The organism is Hydrogenophilus thermoluteolus, from assembly GCF_003574215.1.
GTDB lineage: Bacteria > Pseudomonadota > Gammaproteobacteria > Burkholderiales > Rhodocyclaceae > Hydrogenophilus > Hydrogenophilus thermoluteolus.
Genome location: NZ_AP018558.1, coordinates 1,277,039 through 1,298,153 on the forward strand (window position 1 = coordinate 1,277,039; position 21,115 = coordinate 1,298,153).

Annotated in this window: 19 protein-coding genes; 6 read left to right on the forward strand and 13 right to left on the reverse strand. The window is 61.5% G+C overall.

Going from position 1 to position 21,115, the window contains the following annotated elements:
• Positions 1-3: 3 nt before the first annotated feature.
• The 6 genes from HPTL_RS06205 to HPTL_RS06230 all read left to right on the forward strand — a co-directional run bounded on the left by HPTL_RS06205 (position 4) and on the right by HPTL_RS06230 (position 6,469).
• On the forward strand, positions 4-1,095 hold the full coding sequence (locus HPTL_RS06205) for a hypothetical protein (RefSeq protein ID WP_119335200.1): 1,092 nt from the start codon (positions 4-6) through the stop codon (positions 1,093-1,095).
• 180 nt (positions 1,096-1,275) lie between these two features.
• Complete coding sequence (gene grpE, locus HPTL_RS06210) at positions 1,276-1,863, forward strand: nucleotide exchange factor GrpE (protein WP_119336105.1); 588 nt, start codon at positions 1,276-1,278, stop codon at positions 1,861-1,863.
• 65 nt (positions 1,864-1,928) lie between these two features.
• The gene (gene dnaK, locus HPTL_RS06215) at positions 1,929-3,857 is read left to right on the forward strand and encodes a molecular chaperone DnaK (protein WP_119335201.1); all 1,929 of its coding nucleotides are present in this window, start codon (positions 1,929-1,931) and stop codon (positions 3,855-3,857) included.
• 91 nt (positions 3,858-3,948) lie between these two features.
• Positions 3,949-5,112, forward strand: coding sequence for a molecular chaperone DnaJ (dnaJ, locus tag HPTL_RS06220; RefSeq protein WP_119335202.1), 1,164 nt, complete (start codon positions 3,949-3,951; stop codon positions 5,110-5,112).
• 59 nt (positions 5,113-5,171) lie between these two features.
• Entirely contained in the window at positions 5,172-5,714 is a 543-nt protein-coding gene (locus tag HPTL_RS06225; RefSeq protein ID WP_119336106.1) for a peptidylprolyl isomerase, read from the forward strand.
• The gene (locus HPTL_RS06230) at positions 5,711-6,469 is read left to right on the forward strand and encodes a UDP-2,3-diacylglucosamine diphosphatase (RefSeq protein ID WP_119335203.1); all 759 of its coding nucleotides are present in this window, start codon (positions 5,711-5,713) and stop codon (positions 6,467-6,469) included. The genes HPTL_RS06225 and HPTL_RS06230 overlap by 4 nt, the downstream gene beginning before the upstream one ends.
• On the opposite strand, the gene HPTL_RS06235 is transcribed toward HPTL_RS06230, so the two are convergent.
• The 13 genes from HPTL_RS06235 to asd are packed head-to-tail and all read right to left on the reverse strand — an operon-like array spanning position 6,448 to position 21,104.
• On the reverse strand, positions 6,448-7,614 hold the full coding sequence (locus tag HPTL_RS06235; protein ID WP_119335204.1) for an O-succinylhomoserine sulfhydrylase: 1,167 nt from the start codon (positions 7,612-7,614) through the stop codon (positions 6,448-6,450). The genes HPTL_RS06230 and HPTL_RS06235 overlap by 22 nt on opposite strands.
• Positions 7,611-9,143, reverse strand: coding sequence for an amidophosphoribosyltransferase (purF, locus tag HPTL_RS06240; RefSeq protein WP_119335205.1), 1,533 nt, complete (start codon positions 9,141-9,143; stop codon positions 7,611-7,613). The genes HPTL_RS06235 and purF overlap by 4 nt, the downstream gene beginning before the upstream one ends.
• A 1-nt stretch (position 9,144) precedes the next feature.
• Complete coding sequence (locus HPTL_RS06245) at positions 9,145-9,645, reverse strand: CvpA family protein (RefSeq protein WP_119335206.1); 501 nt, start codon at positions 9,643-9,645, stop codon at positions 9,145-9,147.
• Positions 9,642-10,520, reverse strand: coding sequence for an SPOR domain-containing protein (locus HPTL_RS06250; protein WP_119335207.1), 879 nt, complete (start codon positions 10,518-10,520; stop codon positions 9,642-9,644). The genes HPTL_RS06245 and HPTL_RS06250 overlap by 4 nt, the downstream gene beginning before the upstream one ends.
• Positions 10,487-11,821 carry a bifunctional tetrahydrofolate synthase/dihydrofolate synthase gene (folC, locus tag HPTL_RS06255; RefSeq protein ID WP_119335208.1) on the reverse strand — a complete coding sequence of 445 codons (1,335 nt, stop codon included), beginning with the start codon at positions 11,819-11,821 and terminating at the stop codon, positions 10,487-10,489. Before folC ends, HPTL_RS06250 begins: the two co-directional genes overlap by 34 nt.
• Before the next feature lie 19 nt (positions 11,822-11,840).
• Entirely contained in the window at positions 11,841-12,770 is a 930-nt protein-coding gene (gene accD, locus HPTL_RS06260; protein WP_119335209.1) for an acetyl-CoA carboxylase, carboxyltransferase subunit beta, read from the reverse strand.
• A gap of 2 nt (positions 12,771-12,772) precedes the next feature.
• Positions 12,773-13,624 (reverse strand): tryptophan synthase subunit alpha, encoded by an 852-nt coding sequence (gene trpA, locus HPTL_RS06265; protein ID WP_119335210.1) that lies wholly within the window; start codon positions 13,622-13,624, stop codon positions 12,773-12,775.
• Entirely contained in the window at positions 13,621-14,847 is a 1,227-nt protein-coding gene (trpB, locus tag HPTL_RS06270) for a tryptophan synthase subunit beta (RefSeq protein ID WP_119335211.1), read from the reverse strand. The genes trpA and trpB overlap by 4 nt, the downstream gene beginning before the upstream one ends.
• Before the next feature lie 16 nt (positions 14,848-14,863).
• Positions 14,864-15,526, reverse strand: a complete 663-nt coding sequence (locus HPTL_RS06275) for a phosphoribosylanthranilate isomerase (protein ID WP_119335212.1) — start codon at positions 15,524-15,526, stop codon at positions 14,864-14,866.
• Positions 15,523-16,344 carry a tRNA pseudouridine(38-40) synthase TruA gene (gene truA / locus HPTL_RS06280; protein WP_119335213.1) on the reverse strand — a complete coding sequence of 274 codons (822 nt, stop codon included), beginning with the start codon at positions 16,342-16,344 and terminating at the stop codon, positions 15,523-15,525. The genes HPTL_RS06275 and truA overlap by 4 nt, the downstream gene beginning before the upstream one ends.
• Complete coding sequence (locus tag HPTL_RS06285) at positions 16,341-16,919, reverse strand: hypothetical protein (RefSeq protein ID WP_119335214.1); 579 nt, start codon at positions 16,917-16,919, stop codon at positions 16,341-16,343. Before HPTL_RS06285 ends, truA begins: the two co-directional genes overlap by 4 nt.
• Positions 16,919-19,909, reverse strand: a complete 2,991-nt coding sequence (locus tag HPTL_RS06290) for a FimV/HubP family polar landmark protein (RefSeq protein WP_145981793.1) — start codon at positions 19,907-19,909, stop codon at positions 16,919-16,921. The genes HPTL_RS06285 and HPTL_RS06290 overlap by 1 nt, the downstream gene beginning before the upstream one ends.
• Positions 19,910-19,958: 49 nt before the next feature.
• Positions 19,959-21,104, reverse strand: a complete 1,146-nt coding sequence (gene asd / locus HPTL_RS06295) for an aspartate-semialdehyde dehydrogenase (protein WP_119335216.1) — start codon at positions 21,102-21,104, stop codon at positions 19,959-19,961.
• Between the last annotated feature and the right edge of the window lie 11 nt (positions 21,105-21,115).

Below are 21,115 nucleotides of genomic sequence, written 5' to 3' on the forward strand. Positions count from 1 at the left end.
GCGATGCGAATCACCGAATCGGCACTCCACCTTGCCGCCACCCACACCCAAAGCGAAAGCCGTCACCTGACCGCCAGTCGGCTCCGCTACGAAGGCATCCCGAGCGGCCTACCGCTCAGTCGCTCGCGGCAAAGCCAGCGCACTGAGCGCGGCGCGCTTGCCCCGGAGCCGACTGCCAATCTTCCTGCCCGAGCAATACCCTCGAACACAAAAGAGACACCTGTCCGAGAAGGGGAAACTTCGAGCGACTTGACGCCCGAGATGCGATTCATCCGGGAGCTCCTGCGTCGCTTCTTTGGCGTAGAAACCGAGGTCGGCGAAAAGTATCCCCTCACGACGACGGACGCTGCCACCACCGCTTCCCCAACGGCTCCTGCCCAACCGCAGCAGGACGCCACCACGGGACCTGACATCATGGTGGTGCGTGCCGAAACCGTCACCGCAACCGCTACCATCGTCCGCAGCGAAGCGCTGGCCTTTTCTGCGTCAGGGGTCGTGCGCACCGCAGACGGGCGGACGATCGAATTTGCCGCGGGTTTTGCGCTGAGTCGCAGCGAAAGCCTTTCCGTCTCACTTGCCGCAACCCGACTGACCACGGAACGCGCGCCGCAGATGAAAGATCCGTTGGTGATCGACTTCGCAGGAAGTCACACGGAACTTGCTGATATCGGATTTCGATTCGATCTTCAGGGAAACGGATCGTTGGTGAATCTCCCTGTACCGGTAGGCGGCAAAGGGTTTCTGGTGTTCGACCGCAACGGCAACGGCCGCGTCGACGACGGCAAAGAGCTCTTCGGTCCAACAACGGGCGACGGTTTTGCCGAACTGGCCACACTCGATAGCGACGGCAACGGCTGGATCGACGAAGGGGACGGGGCCTATGGTCAGCTCTACGTCTGGCACCCGTTTGCCGCCGACCGCCTGATTTCGCTGCGGGACGCCGATATCGGCGCACTGGCCACCCAAGCCGTAGCCACACGCTTTACCACCCATGACGCCAACGGCAACCCGCTGGGTCAGCTGCAATTCAGCACCATTTATCTTCGGGAAAGCGGTGGCGCTGGGACGGTATCCCATTTGGACTTGCGCGTGTGATCGCTGCTTCCCCTTGAAATCCCACTACCCTGCCCCCATTCCAGTACAATTGAACCATTGGAATGGGAGCAGAACCGTATGACCAACCCGAACACACCACATCCGAATCCGGAAAACCAAGCAACCCAAACCAACCCAAACCCCACCTCGGACGTCAATACCGATCCGAACGCACCGGGCATGGGCAGTGATACCATCGCCACCTCTACGTTTCCCGCAGGCAAAGCGCCTCAAACCGACGAATCCCAGGTAACTCCCGGCGCACAGCCCGAATCGCACCATCAGCCACCCACCGACAGCGTTCCCGACCTCCAAGAGATGGTGCGGATTGCAGAGCGTAAAGCGGCCGAGCACTACGACGCCTGGTTGCGTGCCAAAGCAGAAACGGAAAACGTCCGGCGCCGTGCCGAAGAAGAGATTGCCAAAGCGCGCCTCTACGCAATCGACAAATTCGCCGCGGCGCTCTTGCCGGTGAAGGATAGTCTGGAAGCGGCGCTCGCCACAGAGAATCAAACGGTCGAAAGCCTGCGTGAGGGAGTCGAACTCACGTTGAAACAACTCACCGCCGCGCTCGAACAGTTCGGCATCAAAGAGGAGAATCCAGCAGGCAACAAATTCGACCCCAACCTACACCAGGCAATCGGGATGATCGAGACCGACGGCGAACCCAACCACGTAGCGCAGGTATTGCAAAAAGGCTATCTGATCCATGAACGTGTGCTCCGTCCGGCGCTCGTGATGGTCTCGAAAGCCAAATCGGGCTCTTGAAATTCTCATCAACGCCCTCATACACCAAAACAGTTCCAACACAGAAACGGTAATAGGAGAAAACAATGGGCAAAATCATCGGTATCGACTTGGGAACCACCAACAGCTGCGTCGCGGTGATGGAGAACGGCAAACCGCGCGTGATCGAAAATTCGGAAGGAGCGCGCACCACGCCGTCGGTCGTTGCCTACACCGCGGATGGCGAAATCCTGGTTGGCGCCCCGGCGAAACGGCAAGCGGTCACCAACGCGGCGAACACCTTCTACGCGATCAAGCGTCTCATCGGTCGCCGTTACGAAGACCCGGAGGTGCAAAAAGACATCAAACTGATGCCCTACAAGATCATTCGGGCAGAAAACGGCGACGCCTGGGTGGAAACCTCGACCGGCAAGAAACTTTCGCCGCAGCAAATTTCTGCGGAAGTCTTGCGCAAAATGAAGAAGACCGCAGAAGATTACCTGGGCGAAGAGGTCACCGAGGCGGTGATCACCGTACCGGCATACTTCAACGATGCGCAACGGCAAGCGACGAAAGACGCGGGGCGGATCGCCGGTCTCGAAGTCAAACGGATCATCAACGAACCGACCGCAGCGGCGCTCGCCTACGGCCTGGACAAAAAACCCGGCGACAGCAAAATCGCGGTCTATGACTTGGGGGGTGGCACCTTCGACATCTCGATCATCGAAATCGCCGAAGTCGACGGTGAACACCAGTTCGAAGTGCTCGCCACGAACGGTGACACCTTCCTAGGCGGGGAAGACTTCGACAACCGCTTGATCGACTACATCGTCAGTGAATTCCAGAAAGAGCAAGGGGTAGACCTCAAGAAAGACCCGCTGGCGATGCAGCGCCTCAAAGAAGCGGCGGAAAAAGCGAAGATCGAGCTCTCATCGAGCCAGCAGACCGAAGTCAACCTCCCCTACATCACCGCGGATGCTTCTGGGCCGAAGCACCTGGCGATGAAGATCACCCGGGCGAAGTTCGAATCGCTCGTCGAAGACCTCATCGAGCGGACCATCGAGCCGTGCCGCATCGCGCTCAAAGACGCGGGTCTCACCGTCAAGGACATCGACGAGGTGATCCTGGTCGGCGGACAAACCCGGATGCCGAAGGTCCAGGAAAAGGTCAAAGAATTCTTCGGTAAAGAACCGCGCAAAGACGTCAACCCGGACGAAGCGGTGGCGATCGGTGCCGCGATCCAAGGGGGCGTGTTGCAAGGTGAGGTCAAGGACGTCCTGCTCCTCGACGTCACTCCGCTCTCACTTGGGATCGAAACGCTCGGTGGCGTGATGACCAAGCTCATCAACAAGAACACCACGATCCCGACGAAAGCGACGCAGATCTTCTCCACCGCCGACGACAACCAGACCGCGGTGACGATTCGCGTCTTCCAAGGCGAGCGCGAAATGGCGCGCGACAACAAGCTCTTGGGCGAATTCAATCTGGAAGGGATCCGGCCTGCGCCGCGTGGTGTGCCGCAGATCGAAGTCACCTTCGACATCGACGCGAATGGGATCCTCCACGTTTCGGCGCGTGACAAGGATACCGGTAAAGAGAACAAGATCACGATCAAAGCGAACTCCGGGTTGACCGAAGAGCAGATCCAACAGATGATTCGTGACGCCGAACTGCACGCTGCCGAAGACAAACGGATGCGCGAGCTCGTGGAAGCGCGCAACCAGTGCGATGCGCTCGTCCATTCGGTGAAGAAATCGCTCGAACAGGTTGGCGACAAGGTCGGCACTGCGGAAAAAGGCAAGGTTGAAGCGGCGATCGAAGAAGCCGAACGGGCAGCGAAAGGTGAAGACAAAGCGGCGATCGAAGCGGCGATGCAAAAACTGGCGCAAGTCAGTGCCGAAGTGATGCAAAAAGCGCAAAGCGCAGAGAGCGGCAGCACCACCAGTAGCAGCACGCAAGGAAGCGCCAGCGCGAACGATGCCGACGTGGTCGACGCCGAATTCACCGAAGTAAAGGACGACAAAAAGTCATCGTGACCGCGTCGTCCTATTGATCAGAAAGAAGCCGTTGCCTCATGGGCAGCGGCTTCTTTTGCTTGTTTTGGTACCTCATTGACGGATCGAACCCATGCGTGAAATCGACCTCTACGCGATTCTCGAGGTTTCCCGCGACGCTTCGGCGGCCGAAATCAAAAAAGCATACCGCAAGCTCGCAATGAAATACCACCCGGACCGCAACCCGGGCGACAAGGCCGCGGAAGAGAAATTCAAGGAGATCCAACGCGCCTACGATATCCTCTCCGACGAAGCCAAACGTGCTGCGTACGATCGCTACGGCATGGCGGGCGTCGACCCCAAGGCCGCCGCGGCCGCCGGTGCGGGCGCCCGCGGCTTCGACGATTTCGCGAGCTCCTTTGGCGATATTTTCGAAGATTTCTTTGGCGGCGGCAGCACCCGTCGCAGCCGCACGCAAGTCTATCGCGGCGCCGATCTGCGCTTCCACCTCGAGATCACGCTCGAAGAGGCGGCTCACGGCGCCACCAAGACGATCCGAGTACCCTCCTACGAAACCTGCAGTACCTGTGCTGGCAGCGGCGCCAAACCCGGAACCCAACCCCGCACCTGCCCGACCTGTGGCGGGATGGGCCAAGTGCGAATGCAACAGGGTTTCTTCTCCATTCAGCAAACCTGTCCCGACTGCCACGGCACCGGTACGATCATTGCCCACCCCTGTCCAGAGTGCCGTGGCGCTGGGCGAATTCGCCAACACAAGACGTTGGAGGTCAAAATCCCAGCGGGTATCGACTCGGGAATGCGCTTACGGCAGAGCGGCTACGGCGAACCGGGGATCAATGGCGGACCGCCGGGCGACCTCTACGTGGAGATCCACGTCAAACCGCACCCGATCTTTCAACGAGATGGTGACGACCTGCATTGCGAAATGCCGATTTCGATCGTCACCGCGGCGCTGGGCGGTGAAATCGAAATTCCGACGCTCGACGGCGTCGCGCGCCTGAAAATCCCCCCGGAGACCCAAACCGGCCAGGTTTTCCGGCTGCGCGGCAAAGGGATCAAGAACGTCCGCCACCACGGTTACGGGGATCTCTACTGCCATGTCGTAGTCGAAACTCCTGTGAATCTTACCGACCGCCAGAAAGAACTCCTACGCGAATTCGAAGCGATTGGCCGCGAACACCACGAGCGGCAGCAACCGAAGAGCAAAAGCTGGCTCGACCGCGTGCGAGAATTCTTCTCGGCCGGCGACGACGACAACGGAGCGGACAAGGAATGAATCCGAACCACCGCAAAATTTTTCACCTAGGAATCGCGCTCATGAGTCTCCTTACCCCGATGGCTTCGCACTCGGCAGACCAGACAGAAGGCGCATCGCGCGCACCCCGCGTTGCGCTGCACACCAATCTGGGAACGATCACCGTCGAACTCGACGCTGAGCGCGCACCCAAAACCGTCGCCAATTTTCTCGCGTATCTCGTGAAAGGACATTACGACGGCACCGTGTTTCATCGCGTCATCCCCGGCTTCATGATTCAAGGCGGCGGGTTCGATCGCGAGCTGCAGCTGCGCCCCACCAACACGCCCATTCCCAACGAAGCCGACAACGGACTCAAGAACGTCCGAGGAACGATCGCGATGGCGCGGACGCAAGACCCCCACTCGGCGCGCGCGCAATTTTTCATCAACCTGGTCGACAATCCCCACCTGGATCACCGTGACCCGTCCCCGCAGGGATGGGGTTACGCCGTCTTTGGCCGTGTCGTCGCAGGGATGGAGGTTGTCGATGCGATCGCGAAAGTTCCCACGACCCGCGTCGGTCCGCTGCGGGACGTGCCGGTCGAACCGGTGGTAATCGAACGGGCCGAACGCGTCGAATGACCCCGCCGCAGTTATACTGCCGCCTGTGGTTGCACTTACCCGTCCTGTGGCTGGTCTCGGACCTGCATCTCGATCCCATCACGCCCAGCGCGCGGCAACAGCAGTTCGTTCGATGGTTGCAGCAACTCCCGCCTGAAGAGCCGATCGCAATCCTCGGGGACTTTTTCGATTATTGGATTGGTGACGACTGGGATCCCCCTGCGTTCGCTGACCTCTTCACCCAGCTTGCAGCGGTTGCTAAGCGGCGGCTCATCCTCTTTCAGACCGGGAACCGCGATTTCCTGGTGGGACGCGATTTGGCGAAACGGTTGGGCTTTCGCCGCCTCCCCGACCTGGTCGGCGTCGATACCGGCACAGCACGTTATCTCCTTACCCATGGCGACGCGCTCTGCTGGGACGATGCGCCCTACCTGGCATGGCGCGCGCAAGCGCGCAACCCCGCGTGGCAACGCGCGTTCTTGGCGCGCCCCTTGGCGGAACGGCTGGCATTTGCACAACAAGCGCGCCAGCAAAGCGCGATGCGCCACGACATTCCCGATGATCTGAGCGAAACCGCCGTTATGGCACTGTTCCAACGCTATCCCGGCACCCACCTCATCCACGGTCACACCCACATTCCCCGCGACGTGCCGTACCCCGACCCCGTAACGGGTACCTTGCGCTATCGATGGGTGCTCGCCGAGTGGCGCGATCACCAACCCGCGCCGCTTGCGCGACTCGACCCAGCGGGTTTTCACCGCAGGGTGAGTGCCTGATCGAGATCGGCGATCAGATCTTCGGGATCTTCCAACCCGACCGACAAACGGATCAATCCTTCCCGTACCCCCATCGCCGCGCGGACCTCTGGCGCCAGACGTCCGTGGGTCGTGGACGCCGGATGGGTGATGGTGCTTTTGGCGTCCCCCAGATTCGCCGTGATCGAAAAGAGGCGGACACGGTCGATCACCTGCCAAGCGGCTTGCCGCTCGCCAGCGACCTCGAACGCGACGATTCCACCAAATCCACGCTGTTGCCGCTTGGCCAACGCGTGTTGCGGATGACTGGGGAGCCCGGGAAAATAGACGCGCGTCACGTTCGGATGCCCAGCCAGAAATTCCGCAACCGCTTGGGCATGTGCACAGTGCGCTTGCATCCGAAGTGGCAGCGTCTCCAGCCCCTTCAACAGCACCCATGCGTTAAACGGCGAAAGCGAAGGCCCGGCTGTGCGGAGGAACCGCACCACCTCGTCGACCAGCACCTGCGCCCCGACGACCGCTCCACCCAAGACGCGCCCTTGCCCGTCGAGATACTTGGTTGCCGAATGGACGACAAGGTCAGCACCGAACGCAAGCGGCTGTTGCAAGATGGGGGTACAGAAGCAGTTATCCACGACGAAAAGGGCCCCGACCTCATGTGCCACCTCGGCGACGAGCGCGAGATCGATCAGCTCGGTCAACGGGTTGGTTGGACTTTCGCAATAGACCAGACGTGGTCGAACCCGACGAATCGCCGTCGCTGCGGCGTCTGAGTCGCTCAATTCGACCCATTCGGTCGTCACCCCAAACCGCGTGAGAATCGTGGCGAAAAGCTGCTGCGTTGCACCAAAAAGACCGCGCCCCGCGACGATCCGATCCCCGGCTTGGCAAAACGTCATCACCACCGCAAGGATCGCCGCCATCCCACTGGCCGTCGCGACGCACCGTTCCCCTCCTTCGAGCGCCGCAAGGCGGGATTCGAACATCGCCACCGTGGGATTGGCGTAACGGGAATAGACGAATCCTTCCTCATCCCCAGCAAAGCGTGCCGCCGCTTGCGCAGCCGATTCGAAAACGAAGCTCGAAGTCAGATAGAGCGCTTCGGCGTGTTCTTGAAAGTGACTGCGCGTCTGCCCGGCGCGAACGGCAAGGGTTTTCGCTTTCACGCGTCGCGCTCCTCGTCCCCACTGGCCAAGGTCAGATCGAGTTGGTTGTGCCCGCGCACAGGTTTGCGCTCACCACGGGTACGGCGTTCCTCGATTCCGTCGAGGTAATCTTGCGAGACGTCGCCGGTAATGTAGCAGCCATCGAAACAGGAGGCTTCGAAGTGGCTGATCTCCGGGTTGATCTCGCGAATGCACGCTTTGAGGTCGTCAAGGCTTTGATAAAGGATGCGGTCGGCACCAATCTCGGCGCAGATCTCCGCCTCATTCCGATACGCTGCGATCAGCTCGGCGCGCGTCGGCATGTCGATTCCATAGACATTGGCGTAGCGCACGGGCGGCGCGGCAGAGGCGAGGATCACGCGCTTTGCGCCCGCATCCCGCGCCATCTGGACGATTTCGCGCGACGTGGTGCCCCGCACGATCGAATCGTCGACAATGAGCACGTTTTTTCCGGCGAATTCCTGTTCGATCACGTTGAGCTTTTGTCGCACCGATTTTTTCCGTACCGCTTGCCCCGGCATGATGAAGGTGCGCCCGATGTAGCGATTCTTCACGAACCCTTCGCGGTAGGCTACCCCCAAGCGCTGCGCCATCTCCATCGCCGCGGGCCGCGAAGAGTCGGGAACCGGCACGACGACATCGACCCTTTCCTGCGGCATCAACGCGCGAAAACGCTCGGCCAGTTTCGCGCCCATCTTCACCCGCGCGTCATAGACCGAAACCCCGTCGATGAAGGAATCAGGCCGCGCCAAATAGACGAATTCGAAGAGACAGCTCGCCAGGATCGGCCGATCGGCACACTGCTCCGCGCGCATCCCCTGTTCGGCCGAAAAGAGGATCGCTTCACCCGGCGCGACGTCGCGCACGCGTTCGAACCCCAAGACATCGAGCGCAACCGATTCGGAAGCGACCATCCATTCGGTTCCGTTGGCACTTTCGCGTTTGCCAAAGACGAGCGGGCGAATGCCAAACGGATCCCGAAAAGCCAAAAGGCCATAACCGGCGATCATCGCGACCACTGCGTACGCGCCGCGGCAGCGACGGTGCACCCCGCGCACCGCGTCGAACACGGCGCGGTCGGTCAATTCCAACCCCGAAACCGAACGGTGCAATTCGTGTGCCAACACGTTGAGGATCACTTCGGAATCGGAATTGGTATTGATGTGTCGCCGATCGGTGCGAAAGAGCTCCGCTTTCAGGGTTTCGGTATTGGTAAGGTTGCCGTTGTGGGCGAGCAAAATCCCGAAAGGGGAATTGACGTAGAAGGGTTGCGCTTCCGAGACGTCGCACGGATCCCCCGCGGTGGGATAGCGCACATGGCCGATCCCCCAATTGCCGATCAAGTTGCGCATATTGCGCGTACGAAAGACGTCGCGCACCAACCCAGGCCCTTTGTGGAGATAGAAACGCCCGTCGGCACCGGTAGCGATGCCCGCCGCATCTTGGCCACGATGTTGCAAGACGAGCAACCCGTCATAGAGCAATTGATTGACCGGTTCCTGCGCAACGACCCCAATGACTCCGCACATTTCAAGACCCCTTTTGCACCACGCGTTGTGTCACCGTATCCGGCAAGAGAAGGAGCGCTTCCGCCAACCCGGCTTCTACCCACGGGCGCGTCTTCGCAGCTTGCCACCATTGGGTCTTTTCCGCGCCCAACCACAACAGTACTTGCGCGACGAAAACCACGACCACCACGCCGCGCGCCAAACCGAACCATGCGCCCAAAAAGCGGTCGAAAGCGGCCAAACCCGTCACTTTCAACACCTCGCCTAAGAGCGCGCGCAATATGGCGCTCAGTAAGAAAACCGCAAGGGCAAGGATCACCGCACCACCCAACCAGCGCAAGCGGGGATCGGAAAAGACCGTGGCCAGCACCCGCTCACCAAGCGCTTCTCCCCAAAACCATCCCGCAGCGATCGCGATCCCCCACGCGGCAAGCGACAGCAACTCGGCAACGATTCCACGCCAGATCCCCGCAACCACCGAGAGCGCAATCACCGCAACGACAGCAAGATCGAACGGATTCATTGCGCGATCCTCTGCGCCCCGACGCGCGGTTTGCCGCCGACGAGCGCCGCGATTTTGCCCGTTACCGCTTCCGCGTCCGCTTCGGTGACAAAAGGGGCGACCCGAATGCGATACCACCCCCCCTGCGCAGACATGAGATATGCAGGATAACCGGCACGTCGAAGCTGTTCGACCGCTCTGATCGCCTGCGCTTCGTCTTTGAACGCACCCGCCTGAACGTACCAGAACTGGGTAAGGGGCTGCTGCGGCGACGCCAACCCACGCAGCGCGGCCTGCGCCTTAGCGGTATCGCTGAGTTTTGCTTCGGACCAGATCGGTACGTTCTTTTTGTCTTGAGTGGGCTTCGGGGTTGCGGATGGTGCGCTGGCTTCCGTTCGTTCGTGAGGGGCCTTCTGCCCGTTCTGGCTGGGCCGATCGTGAGCGGCATTTTGCGCGTTCTCCGCCCCACTTTGCTGGGACGAGTGCCCCTCCTCTGGCGTTTTGGCGTTGCTACCGGCAGACGACTCGGCAGGTTCTGCAGCACCCGAGGAGGGTTCCGCAGCCGAACGCGGCACCGCACCCGCTGGCATCTCCCCTGTGGCGGAAGCGGCGGACTCAGATAGCGCCGCGGTATTCGCATCCGACTCCGAATGCGCAGCGGTTTCCGCCCCAGAACGAAGCGTGATCACCTCTTGCTTTTCCGTGATGAGCCGAACCGTTGGTGCAGGAAGCGATGCGGGGGGTTCCGAATCCATCACGAACGGAAGGATGAGCAAACTCAGAAGAAAGAGCGCGAGCGTTCCGAAGAAGCGGCGCCGCGCCCGTAAGAGTGCCTCACTGGGTGACGAAGCCACCGGATCGGTCACGGATTCGTGGTGCGCACGTTGTCGCGCCATGCCAAGGCCTGTCCGACGATCGAAAAGGAGCCGAAAACAACAATTTTATCATCCGGCCCAGCTTCCTTCACCGCTTGCGCGAGCGCCGCCTCGACATCTTTCGCAACCGTGACGGCACGCGCCCCTGCCGCGGTAACGACCGGTTCCAGCGCCGCTGCATCCTGTCCGCGTTCTCCAGGGGTCGGCACCAGCCACCAGCGGTCGATCAAGGCAACGAGCGGTGCAACGAGCGCCTCGACCGGTTTGTCACGGTAGCAGCCGAAGATCGCGTACGTAGGCGTGGGCAAGCGGAGCGCGCGGAGGTTCTTCGCGAGCGCCGCAGTGGCCTGCGGATTGTGCGCAACGTCGAGGATCAAGAGGGGGCGTCCCGGCAACAGTTGAAAACGACCCGGCAGCGTCGCTGTGAGCAGCCCCTCTCGTACCGCTTGTTGGGGCACCGGCAACCGATCACGTAACAGCGAAACCGCCATCAACGCAGCCGACGCGTTGTGCCACTGCCCCTCGCCACGCAATGCGGGCGCGGGCAGACCCGCACGCTGCCCTGCTGCGGTCGACCACCACCGCCATTGGGATTCCTGCGGTTCGAACCCGAACTCGGCCCCGATGCGAAAAAGAGGCGCAGCCAGGGCATGTGCCGTATTGAGAAGACTTTGCGGGGGGTTGGGATCGGCGACGATCGCGGGACGTCCGGTGCGGAAGATCCCCGCTTTCTCGCGCCCGATCGCTTCACGGTCCGGCCCCAGCCACGCCTGGTGGTCGAGATCGACGGTCGTGACGATCGCAACGTCGGGATCGATCAGGTTTACGGCGTCGAGCCGTCCGCCCATCCCCACTTCCAAAATGACGAGATCGAGTGATGTCTGGGCAAAATGCCACAACGCTGCAAGGGTCACGAATTCGAAATAGGTCAGGGCGACGGTGTCACGCGCCGTTTCCACCGCGGTAAACGCCGCGATGAGCGCTGCGTCCTCGATCGGTACTCCGCCGACCCGAATCCGTTCGTGGAAACGCACGAGATGCGGAGAGGTATAGCAACCGACGCGGTAGCCAGCGGCGCGATAAATTGCCTCCAGGTAGGCGCAGGTCGAGCCCTTGCCGTTGGTACCGGCAACGGTGATCACCGGATGAGGAAACGGGCGATCGCCCCACAACCGCTGCCAAACCGCCCGAACGCGCTCCAATCCCAGCACGATGCGCGCTTCACTGCCGCGCGCCTCGATCCGCGCCAACCACGCGTCGACGCTCTGAGGCAACGCGTGCTCAGACGGTGGCGAAAGGGGCGTTGTGGAAAGAGGAGTCATGGGTGAAAAAAACGGGCCATCACGCCTGTCCGTGCGCGGGATCGGACAGCGCTTCTGCCTCAGGCGTTGCTGTCTCCTCACTGGAGTTGGGTTGGGGTTGGGCCATCAACACCCCCAGTGCCCGTGCAACCCACGATTTGAGTTCGCGCCGATCGACCACGGCATCGATCGCACCTTTCTCCAGCAAGAATTCGGCGCGTTGGAATCCCTCGGGTAAGGTTTGACGCACGGTCTGCTGGATCACCCGTGGCCCGGCAAAACCGATCAACGCCCCCGGTTCGGCGACGACCAGATCGCCCATGAACGCGAAACTGGCAGAAACACCGCCCATCGTCGGATCGGTGAGGATCGAGAGATAAGGCAAGCGAGCGTCTGCCAGTTGCGCCAGTGCCGCGTTGGTCTTTGCCATCTGCATCAGGGAGAGAAGCCCCTCCTGCATGCGAGCGCCCCCGCTTGCCGCAATCGAAATGAATGCGGCGCGGCGCTCGACTGCGGCACGCACCCCACGAACGAAGCGCTCGCCCACCACCGAGCCCATCGATCCGCCCATGAACTCGAATTCGAACGCCGCGGCGACGACGGGGATTTGCGCCACGGTGCCCGCAACCACCACCAATGCGTCGTGCTCACCGGTGGCGCGCTGCGCCTCTTTGAGGCGCTCAGTATAGCGCTTGCTGTCCTTGAAGCGCAGCGGATCGACTGGCCGGATTTCGTCACCGATCGGTTCACGCCCTTCCGGGTCGAGTAGCGCGTCGAGTCGCGCGCGCGCGCCCAAACGGTGGTGGTGGCCACACTGGGGACAGACGCGCAGATTGGCTTCGAGGTCGGCGGAATAGAGTACCGCTTCGCACCCCTGGCATTTGGTCCACAACCCTTCGGGTACGCTTTTGCGCACCCCACTCGTGACCCGCCGAATACCCGGCGGAATGATCTTGTCCAACCAGTTCATCGTCATTCGTTTCCTTTCTCGCTACCGCGCGGTTCCGCCGTTGCCGCTACCGTATCGACTGCTGCACGCAGCGTGGTGAGCAATTCGGAGACTGCGGCAATGGCGTTGGCCGGATCGGCGTCGATCGCTTCGATCAAACGGCTACCGACGACCACAGCATCGGCTACTTTGGCAATCGCTTGCGCCGACTGAGCGTCTTTGACCCCAAACCCCACGGCAATGGGCAACGTGACCCACTGCCGCAACGCTTCTAGGCGCTCAGTCACCGCGGCAACGTCGAGGTGCCCTGCGCCTGTCACGCCGGTGAGCGACACATAGTAGACGTAGCCGCGACCGAGTTCGCCAACCACCCGTGCGCGCGTCTCTGGCGAGGTGGGTGCCAACAGAAAGATCGGTGCGATCCCAGCTGCTTGGAGCAACCGAGCCGGTTCGTGCGCCTCTTGGGGAGGCAGGTCGACGGTGAGCACCCCGTCGACCCCCACGCGTGCGGCTTCGGAGACGAAACGTGTCCACCCCATCGCTTCGATCGGATTGAGGTACCCCATCAGGACGACGGGAGTCTCACGGTCTTGCGCGCGAAACGCTTCGACCATCGCGAGCGTTTTCGCCAACGTCTGCCCGTTTGCGAGCGCCTGTTCACTGGCGCGCTGAATCGTCGGGCCGTCTGCCATCGGGTCGGAAAAAGGCACGCCCAATTCGATCAGGTCGGCCCCAGCCGCCACCATCGCGTGCATGAGCGGGACGGTTACTTCCGGAGTGGGAAAACCCGCGGTCACGAACGGAATCAGCGCTTTGCGCTGCTCGGAAGCAAGGCGTGCGAACCGGGTGTCGATGCGGTTGGAAGCAGCATTCATAGCGTGATCCCCGAACGCTGGGCAACGGTATGCATGTCTTTGTCGCCACGCCCTGAGAGGTTCACCAAAAGGATCCGATCTTTGGCCAATGTCGGCGCAATCTTGGCTGCGTACGCGAGCGCATGCGACGATTCGAGCGCAGGGATGATGCCTTCGTAGCGACACAGGTCGTGAAACGCAGCCAGCGCCTCGTCGTCGGTCACCGCAACGTATTCCGCACGGCCGATCTCTTTCAGCCACGCGTGCTCCGGCCCAACCCCCGGGTAGTCGAGGCCAGCCGAGATCGAATGGGTTTCGATGATCTGCCCATCTTCGTTTTGCAAGAGATAGGTTCGGTTGCCGTGGAGCACCCCTGGACAGCCAGCGGTGAGGCTCGCGGCATGTCGCCCGGTGGCGATCCCCTCGCCGGCGGCTTCGACCCCAATGAGCCGCACCGATTCGTACGGAAGGTAGGGATAGAAGATGCCGATCGCGTTCGATCCCCCGCCAACACACGCGATCACGTAGTCGGGCTGTCGCCCGACGAGCGCCGGCATCTGTTCGAGGCATTCGCGTCCGATCACCGCTTGGAAATTGCGAACCATCATCGGATAGGGGTGGGGACCGGCCACGGTTCCGATGATGTAGAAGGTGTCCGCAACATTGGTGACCCAGTCACGCAGCGCTTCGTTAAGCGCATCTTTGAGGGTTTTCGACCCTGAATGGACCGGCACGACCTCGGCACCCAAGAGCTTCATGCGATAGACGTTCGCTGCCTGCCGCTGGACATCCTCTGCCCCCATATAGACGACGCATTTGAGCCCGAATCGGGCTGCGACTGTTGCGGTCGCGACCCCATGTTGCCCGGCGCCCGTTTCGGCAATCACGCGCGGTTTGCCCATCCGGCGCGCCAAAAGCGCCTGCCCGATGCAGTTGTTGATCTTGTGCGCCCCGGTATGGTTGAGGTCTTCGCGTTTGAGGTAGATCTGCGCCCCACCCAACGCCTCCGACCAACGTTTCGCATGGTAGATCGGGCTCGGACGCCCGACGTAGTGTTTGAGATCGGCTTCGAATTCAGCACGAAACGCCGGATCGTCCTTCGCCGCTTCATACGCTTCGGTGAGCGCTTCGAGCGCAGGAATCAGCGTTTCGGCGACGAACACGCCTCCGTAAGGACCAAAATGGCCGTTTGCGTCGGGATAGGCGTAGGGTTGCACTGTTGCCTTGTGTTGGGGGGCGTTCATGCTCGTCTGGTCTCCATCAATGAGAAGCGGCAAGGCCGTTTTCAGCCTTGCGCACCGCTGCGAGAAACTGTTCGATTTTACCGCGATCTTTGATCCCTTTCTCGCTTTCGACGCCGCTGCTGACGTCAACGGCCCATGGGCGCACGCGTGCGATCGCTTCGGCAACGTTATCCGCGGTCAAACCACCGGCAAGCACAAGGGGTCGTGTCCGCGCTTCAGGGGGCGGCAATACCGTCCAGTCGAACGGCTCACCGCTACCGCCGTGTTGTACCGTCGGGGTATCGACGAGCCAGCCGCACGCATCGGGGTAGCGGACGAGCGCTTGGGCGAGCATCGCTTGCGATCGAGCCGGAAAGGCTTTGAGGTACGGCCGGTGGAACTGGCGACAAAATTCGGGCGTTTCCTGCCCATGAAACTGTAGGAGCGCCATGGGGAGCGCGTCCAAGACCGCAGCGACCTCGGCGACCGATGGATCGACAAAGAGCGCGACGATACTCACGAACGGCGGCACGTCACGCGCAAGCGCGCGTGCCTGCGCCACCGTCACGGCACGGGGACTAGCGGGATAGAAGACGAACCCAAGCGCATCGGCACCAGCCTCGACCGCCGCGCACACGTCGATCGCGCGCGTCAGGCCACAAATCTTGACTCGGATCCGCCGGTTACCTTCTGTGGTCACGTAGCTATCTCCCCGTCGATCGCCAAGTGCGGGACTTTGATGATTCGCCCGCCGCCAGGAAGTTCCGGCACCGCGCCATAATCGGCGCCGCAGAAGTAGAGCCCGTCGGGCATGAAAGTGGGCGCTGCGCGCGTGCGATCACGGTGGGTAAGCAGCTCCGCTGCCCATTCCGGTGGCGCATACCCTTTGCCGATCGCGACCAGGGTGCCGACGAAATTGCGCACCATATGATGCAAAAAGCCGTCGGCTTCGAAGTCGAACGCGAACCCGCCGGGAATTGCCGTGACCGTTGCTGCGGTGACGGTCCGAACCGGCGATTTCGCCTGACATTGCGCCGCACGAAAGGCGCTGAAATCGTGGGTACCCACCCAGTATTGCGCCGCCCGTTGCATCGCTTCGCCGTCGAGCGGGCGGTGAAACCATCCTACTTTTCCGCACCATTGTGCCGGTGGCGCCGCACCCACCAGAAGCAGGTAGCGGTAACGCCGCGCCCGCGCGCCAAAACGCGCGTGAAACCGTCGCGATACCGGCTGGGCGTGCCACACCGCGATTCCCGGCGGGAGGTGTGCGTTCACTCCCCGCTGCCACGCGCTTGCCGGGCGGTGCACGACGGTATCGAAATGGACCACCTGCGCGAGCGCATGGACACCGGCGTCGGTTCGCCCCGCGCAATGGACACGAACCGGGTGCTGGGCGATCGCAGCAATCGCACGTTCCAGATGGTCCTGAACCGTTTGTCCCGACGGTTGGCTTTGCCACCCGTGGAACCGATCCCCCGCGTATGCGACCAACAGCAACCACCGTTGCGGCTCGGTCATCGCAAACCCGCCTTCTGACGACACGACTCAGCTGCGTCGTCCTCCCCTTCGAGCCAGCGCGGCAGGTGGCGCCAGTCCCGAAGCCGGACCGGCGCTTTCGCCAGCGCATCGAGTCCGTCGAGGATGAGCGCCAGACGCACCGCGAAGCGTTCCAGCGGAACGCCGAACCAGACCAAGGGAAAAAACGCGCGATACAGCGCTGTCGGCTGTTCGGGGATGGGTAACCACGCGAACCAGAAAATCAACCATGCGACCAACGCCAATAGGCGCAGGCCATGCAGCACCGCCAATTCCAGCCCCTCAAAGGTTGGCATCAACCCAACCCAGAACGGCACGATCGCCGTTCCCGGCGTCATCCAACCAAAGAGGATCACGATGCTCAGCAACAACCAGCGGATCCGGCGCAGTAGCCGCACGAAACGGGCCCGGTCGATTGCAATCGCCGCCCCCACGACGACCAGTGTTGCGAGCGAAAGGAGCGACAGCGAGGTAACGGCCTGAAGCGCCACCGCGCCGGCAATCCAGAGCCAGACCCGAAAAGCATAAGGGATCCGCACCGACCCAGCGCGCCCCATCAACCCGAAAGCTGTGCCAACAGGGACTCGGCTTTGGCTTTCGCTTCGGGGCTGCCATCACGCACAACCTCTTCGAGCAACTCGCGAGCCCCTTCGAAATCCTCCATATCGAGATACGCTAGCGCAAGCTGAAGACGGCTGTCGTCGATTTCGGCTTCTGGCGCTTCCCCCTCTTCTTGCATCACCGTTTCGAGGTCGACCTCGGGAAGTACCGAAAGGTCTACAGAGGGCTCCGTTGCGGGTTCTTTGGCTTCTGAGGTGGGTTGCTCTGCCTGTTCTTCTTCAACAGGCGACTGCGGTTCGTCAGGCACGGTGGCGTCCTCAGGCGCCGTCACCATGGATTCGTCCGTTGTGGATTCGGCAGAACTTTTCGCTTCCGACGTCGGTTCGCCTTCCGGTTGCATGGGCTGTTCGGTTTCGAGCTCGGCGTCGAGGTCGAGATCAGGAAGCGTGATCTCCTCTTCCGCTTCGAGCGACTTGGGAGGCTCAGCAGATTCGGGCTGGTTGGGCGGCACATCGGATGATGGCGTTTCGGTCTGCGGTTCGAGCGATTCGGCCATTTCGCCAAACGCGTCGCCCTCCGGGCGTTCCGGTGTGGGCTCGGATTCGGTTTGTGGTTTCCGTTCCGATTCGAGCTCGAGATCGAAATCGAGATCGTCGAGATCAAGATCGATATCGAGCTCGAGTTCCGGCTCCGATGCCGCTTCGGGTTGACGCGCTGTCTCAACGGCATCGACTTGGGTTTCTACGTCGGTATCGTTCTTCTCGTGGCTTTGCTCCGGGGTTTCGCCCCTACGTACCGCTTCCTTGCTCTGCGCCGTATCGAAGTCGAGCGCAAAATCGAGCGGCGCTTCTGTCGACGGCTCTGGTGACGATTCTGGGGCTCCTTCAACCCCCACATCGGACGCCCCTTCCAATGCGGCTTGCGGCTCAGTAGGCGTTTCCACGTCGTCGAAGCGCAGCGTCTCTTCGTCGGTTTGATCCGCGGCATCCGTTGCGGCAGCAAGTGGCGCGCTCTGCGCACCCGGCATCGGGCCAAAGAACCGTTCATGCAGGGATACTGCGCGATCCCACTCTTTGCCACTGCGCCCGGTCAGTGCTGCTACCATATCGAAATAGTGGTCGAACTGTTGCCGGTCACCCCGTTTGCCATAGACCTCGAGCAATTTCAACGGGATCTGCGGCCGATCCGGGGTCTCTTTGAGCGCATCGAGCAGAATCTCTTCGGCCTGCTGGTCGCGGTCGTAGGCAAGCAACACCTCAGCTTCCGTCACCGGGTCGATCCCCTCGTCCGCTTGCAGCGCGTTGAACGCGACCTGCGTGAAATCGGCCCCCAAAATACTGGCGGAGGTGTCAACCTCTTGCCCGGAAGCCGCCGAAAGCCGCGACGGCGTGGGTTCGGTGCTGAGGGTCTTGAGCTGAGTGGCTTGGGTGCCCTGCGCAGTCTGCGTTTCCGACTGCGTCGCAGGGCCAATCGCCTCAGCGGCTGGAGAATGGTCGTCACCTTCCCGTTGTTTGCGTTGCCGCATGATGAGGAGCGCGACCAACAGCAGTACGGCGCCACCCGCCCCTGCCAGCAGCGCCGGTTGCTCGAGAAGGAACTCGAGAAAACTGGGTTCGGTCGAGCGTGGCAGAGGAGCATCTGCCGGCGCTTTCGGAGGTGTTTTCGCTGCGTCAGATACTGCTGGCTTTTCCGTTTCCGTTTTCTGAGGCGGCGCCGACGCTTCCCCTTTCGCTTCGGGTTGAGCTGCGGCCATTTTTTCCGGCTCGCTTTGCCGCGGCGAAATCGCAGCCGGTTCCACACCTTGCGCTTCGGAATGCGCGGGTGGCGTTGCGGTCGCTTTCGTTCCTTGTTGCGCGATCGCCTGCTGCTGCAATTGGGCCAAAAGCCCATTTTGCACTTCCAGCAACTGGGTAATCTGCGTGATCTGCCGCTCGAGCACAGCAATGCGCTCCCGCGCTTCTTCCAGATCCCCTTTCAGCGCCAGCCAGTCTTCGAGAGGAACAGAGTCTGAGGGTGCCGCGTTCAGGGTTTCGCTCTCTCCCTTTTCGGTAGGCGGAACCAGCTGAGTGGGTTTGACCTCGACCTGGTCGTGCGCTTGGGCGCTTGACTCGGTTTCAATGACCGACGCACGGGCGACGACCGAACCTTTCGCAGCGGCAGCGGGTTTTTCGGCAACGACCGCAGGCTTTTCGGCAACGCGCTGTTGATGGATAGCCAAAGCACCTTTGAGCTGCGCTCCGACCGCGCTTCGCGCTTCGGCGACCGGTACCTGGGTCAGTTCGTCCGGTGTGGGGAGAAGAAGGCGCGCACCTGCTTGGAGTCGGTTGATGTCATTGCCGATGAATGCTTCCGGGTTTTTCTGCCACAGCGCATAGAGGACAACCTCGAGTGGCACACCACGCGGCTGCGTTTCGCGAGCGATTTTCATCAACGTATCACCCGGACGCACCCACCGCGTTCCGGGTGTGTTCGGAACGAAAGGATCCGCTGGTGTACGTGCCTTCGAATGCCCCTGGGTGTTCGGCTCGGCAACCGCGCGGGTTGCGGCAACTGCTTTGGGCAAAACGGGTTGCGTGGGCAGCGCGTATTCGGGCGGGTCGATCAAAATCGCGTATTCACGAAGGATCCGCCCTCCGTTCCAACGCAAATCGAGCAGGACATTGACGAACGGATCACGAACTGGCTCGCGCGTCTTGAGCTCGACCGCCCACCCCGCGCCGCGCGGAATCAGTCGGGCAGAGAGTTTCGGTAGGAGCGGAGACGGTGTGATTCCGGCGTCGCGATACGCCGCTTCGTCCGCAAGCCGCACCACCATCGAACGCAGTTCGGCAGCGTCGGCTTGCACCGTCACATACGCAGTCAAGGGCTCGCCCAGGCGGGAAGCAACCGTCAACTCGCCCAAACTTGCAGCAAAGGCTGGCGACAACGCCAAACCGCCTGTCACGGCAAGCAACCATTTTTTCATGCGATGTTGTGGTGCGGCCACGGTTGTCCCCCCTTTTCCTACGTTTCCGAGCCGTTCTCCGCCCGTCCTGTCAGGAACGCTGTTCCAACAAAATGCGCAACATGCGCCGTAACGGTTCTGCTGCACCCCAGAGCAATTGGTCTCCCACGGTGAACGCCCCCAGGTACTCGGGCCCCATCGCCAATTTGTGCAGCCGCCCAACGGGAACGGTGAGTGTTCCGGAAACCGCCGCGGGCGTCAGCTCACGCTCCGTGATTTCCCGTTCGTTGGGCACCACTTTCACCCATTCGTTGGCATTGGCGATCAGCGCTTCGAGCTCCGTTAACGGTACATCGCGCTTTAACTTGATGGTGAGCCCTTGCGAATGACACCGCATCGCCCCAATCCGCACACAGATGCCGTCGATCGGGATCGAGCCGGGCGAACGGAAAGGGGGCAACCCCAGGATTTTGTTGCACTCCGCACCCCCTTTCCACTCCTCTTTCGACTGTCCGTGCTCGACCGGGACGTCGATCCAGGGAATGAGACTTCCCGCAAGCGGCGCACCGCGGAAATGCTGGGTGGGAAAATCGGGCGACCGCATTGTTTCGGTGACTTTCCGGTCGATCTCCAGAATCGCGCTCGCAGGATCGGCGAGTTCCTGTTCCACCGCCTGGTAGAGCCGCCCCATCTGCTGCAAGAGTTCGCGCATGTTTTGCGCTCCGGCGCCGGACGCGGCCTGGTAGGTCATCGCACTCACCCATTCGACCAAGCCGGCTTGAAACAAACCACCAATTGCCATGAGCATCAGGGAAACGGTACAGTTGCCGCCGATCCAATCGCGCCCACCGTTCGCCAATGCCGCGTCGATCACGGGTCGGTTCACCGGATCGAGCACGATCACGGTATGGGGTTGCATGCGCAACGCGCTCGCGGCGTCGATCCAGTGCCCTTGCCACCCGGCATCACGAAGTTTGCGGTAGACCGCTTTCGTGTAATCGCCCCCTTGACAGGTGACGATGATATCCATGGGTTTCAACGCGTCGATGTCGTAGGCGTCTTGCAGCGGCAGTTCGGGTGTCACACCGCCAAAGGTCGGCGCCGGCTTCCCAGCAGCCGACGTGGAAAAATAGACCGGTTCGATATGTGCGAAATCGCCCGCTTCGGTCATCCGCTGCATGAGGACAGAACCGACCATGCCGCGCCAACCGATCAAACCCACGCGTGGTTTTGCCATCGTGTTCCACT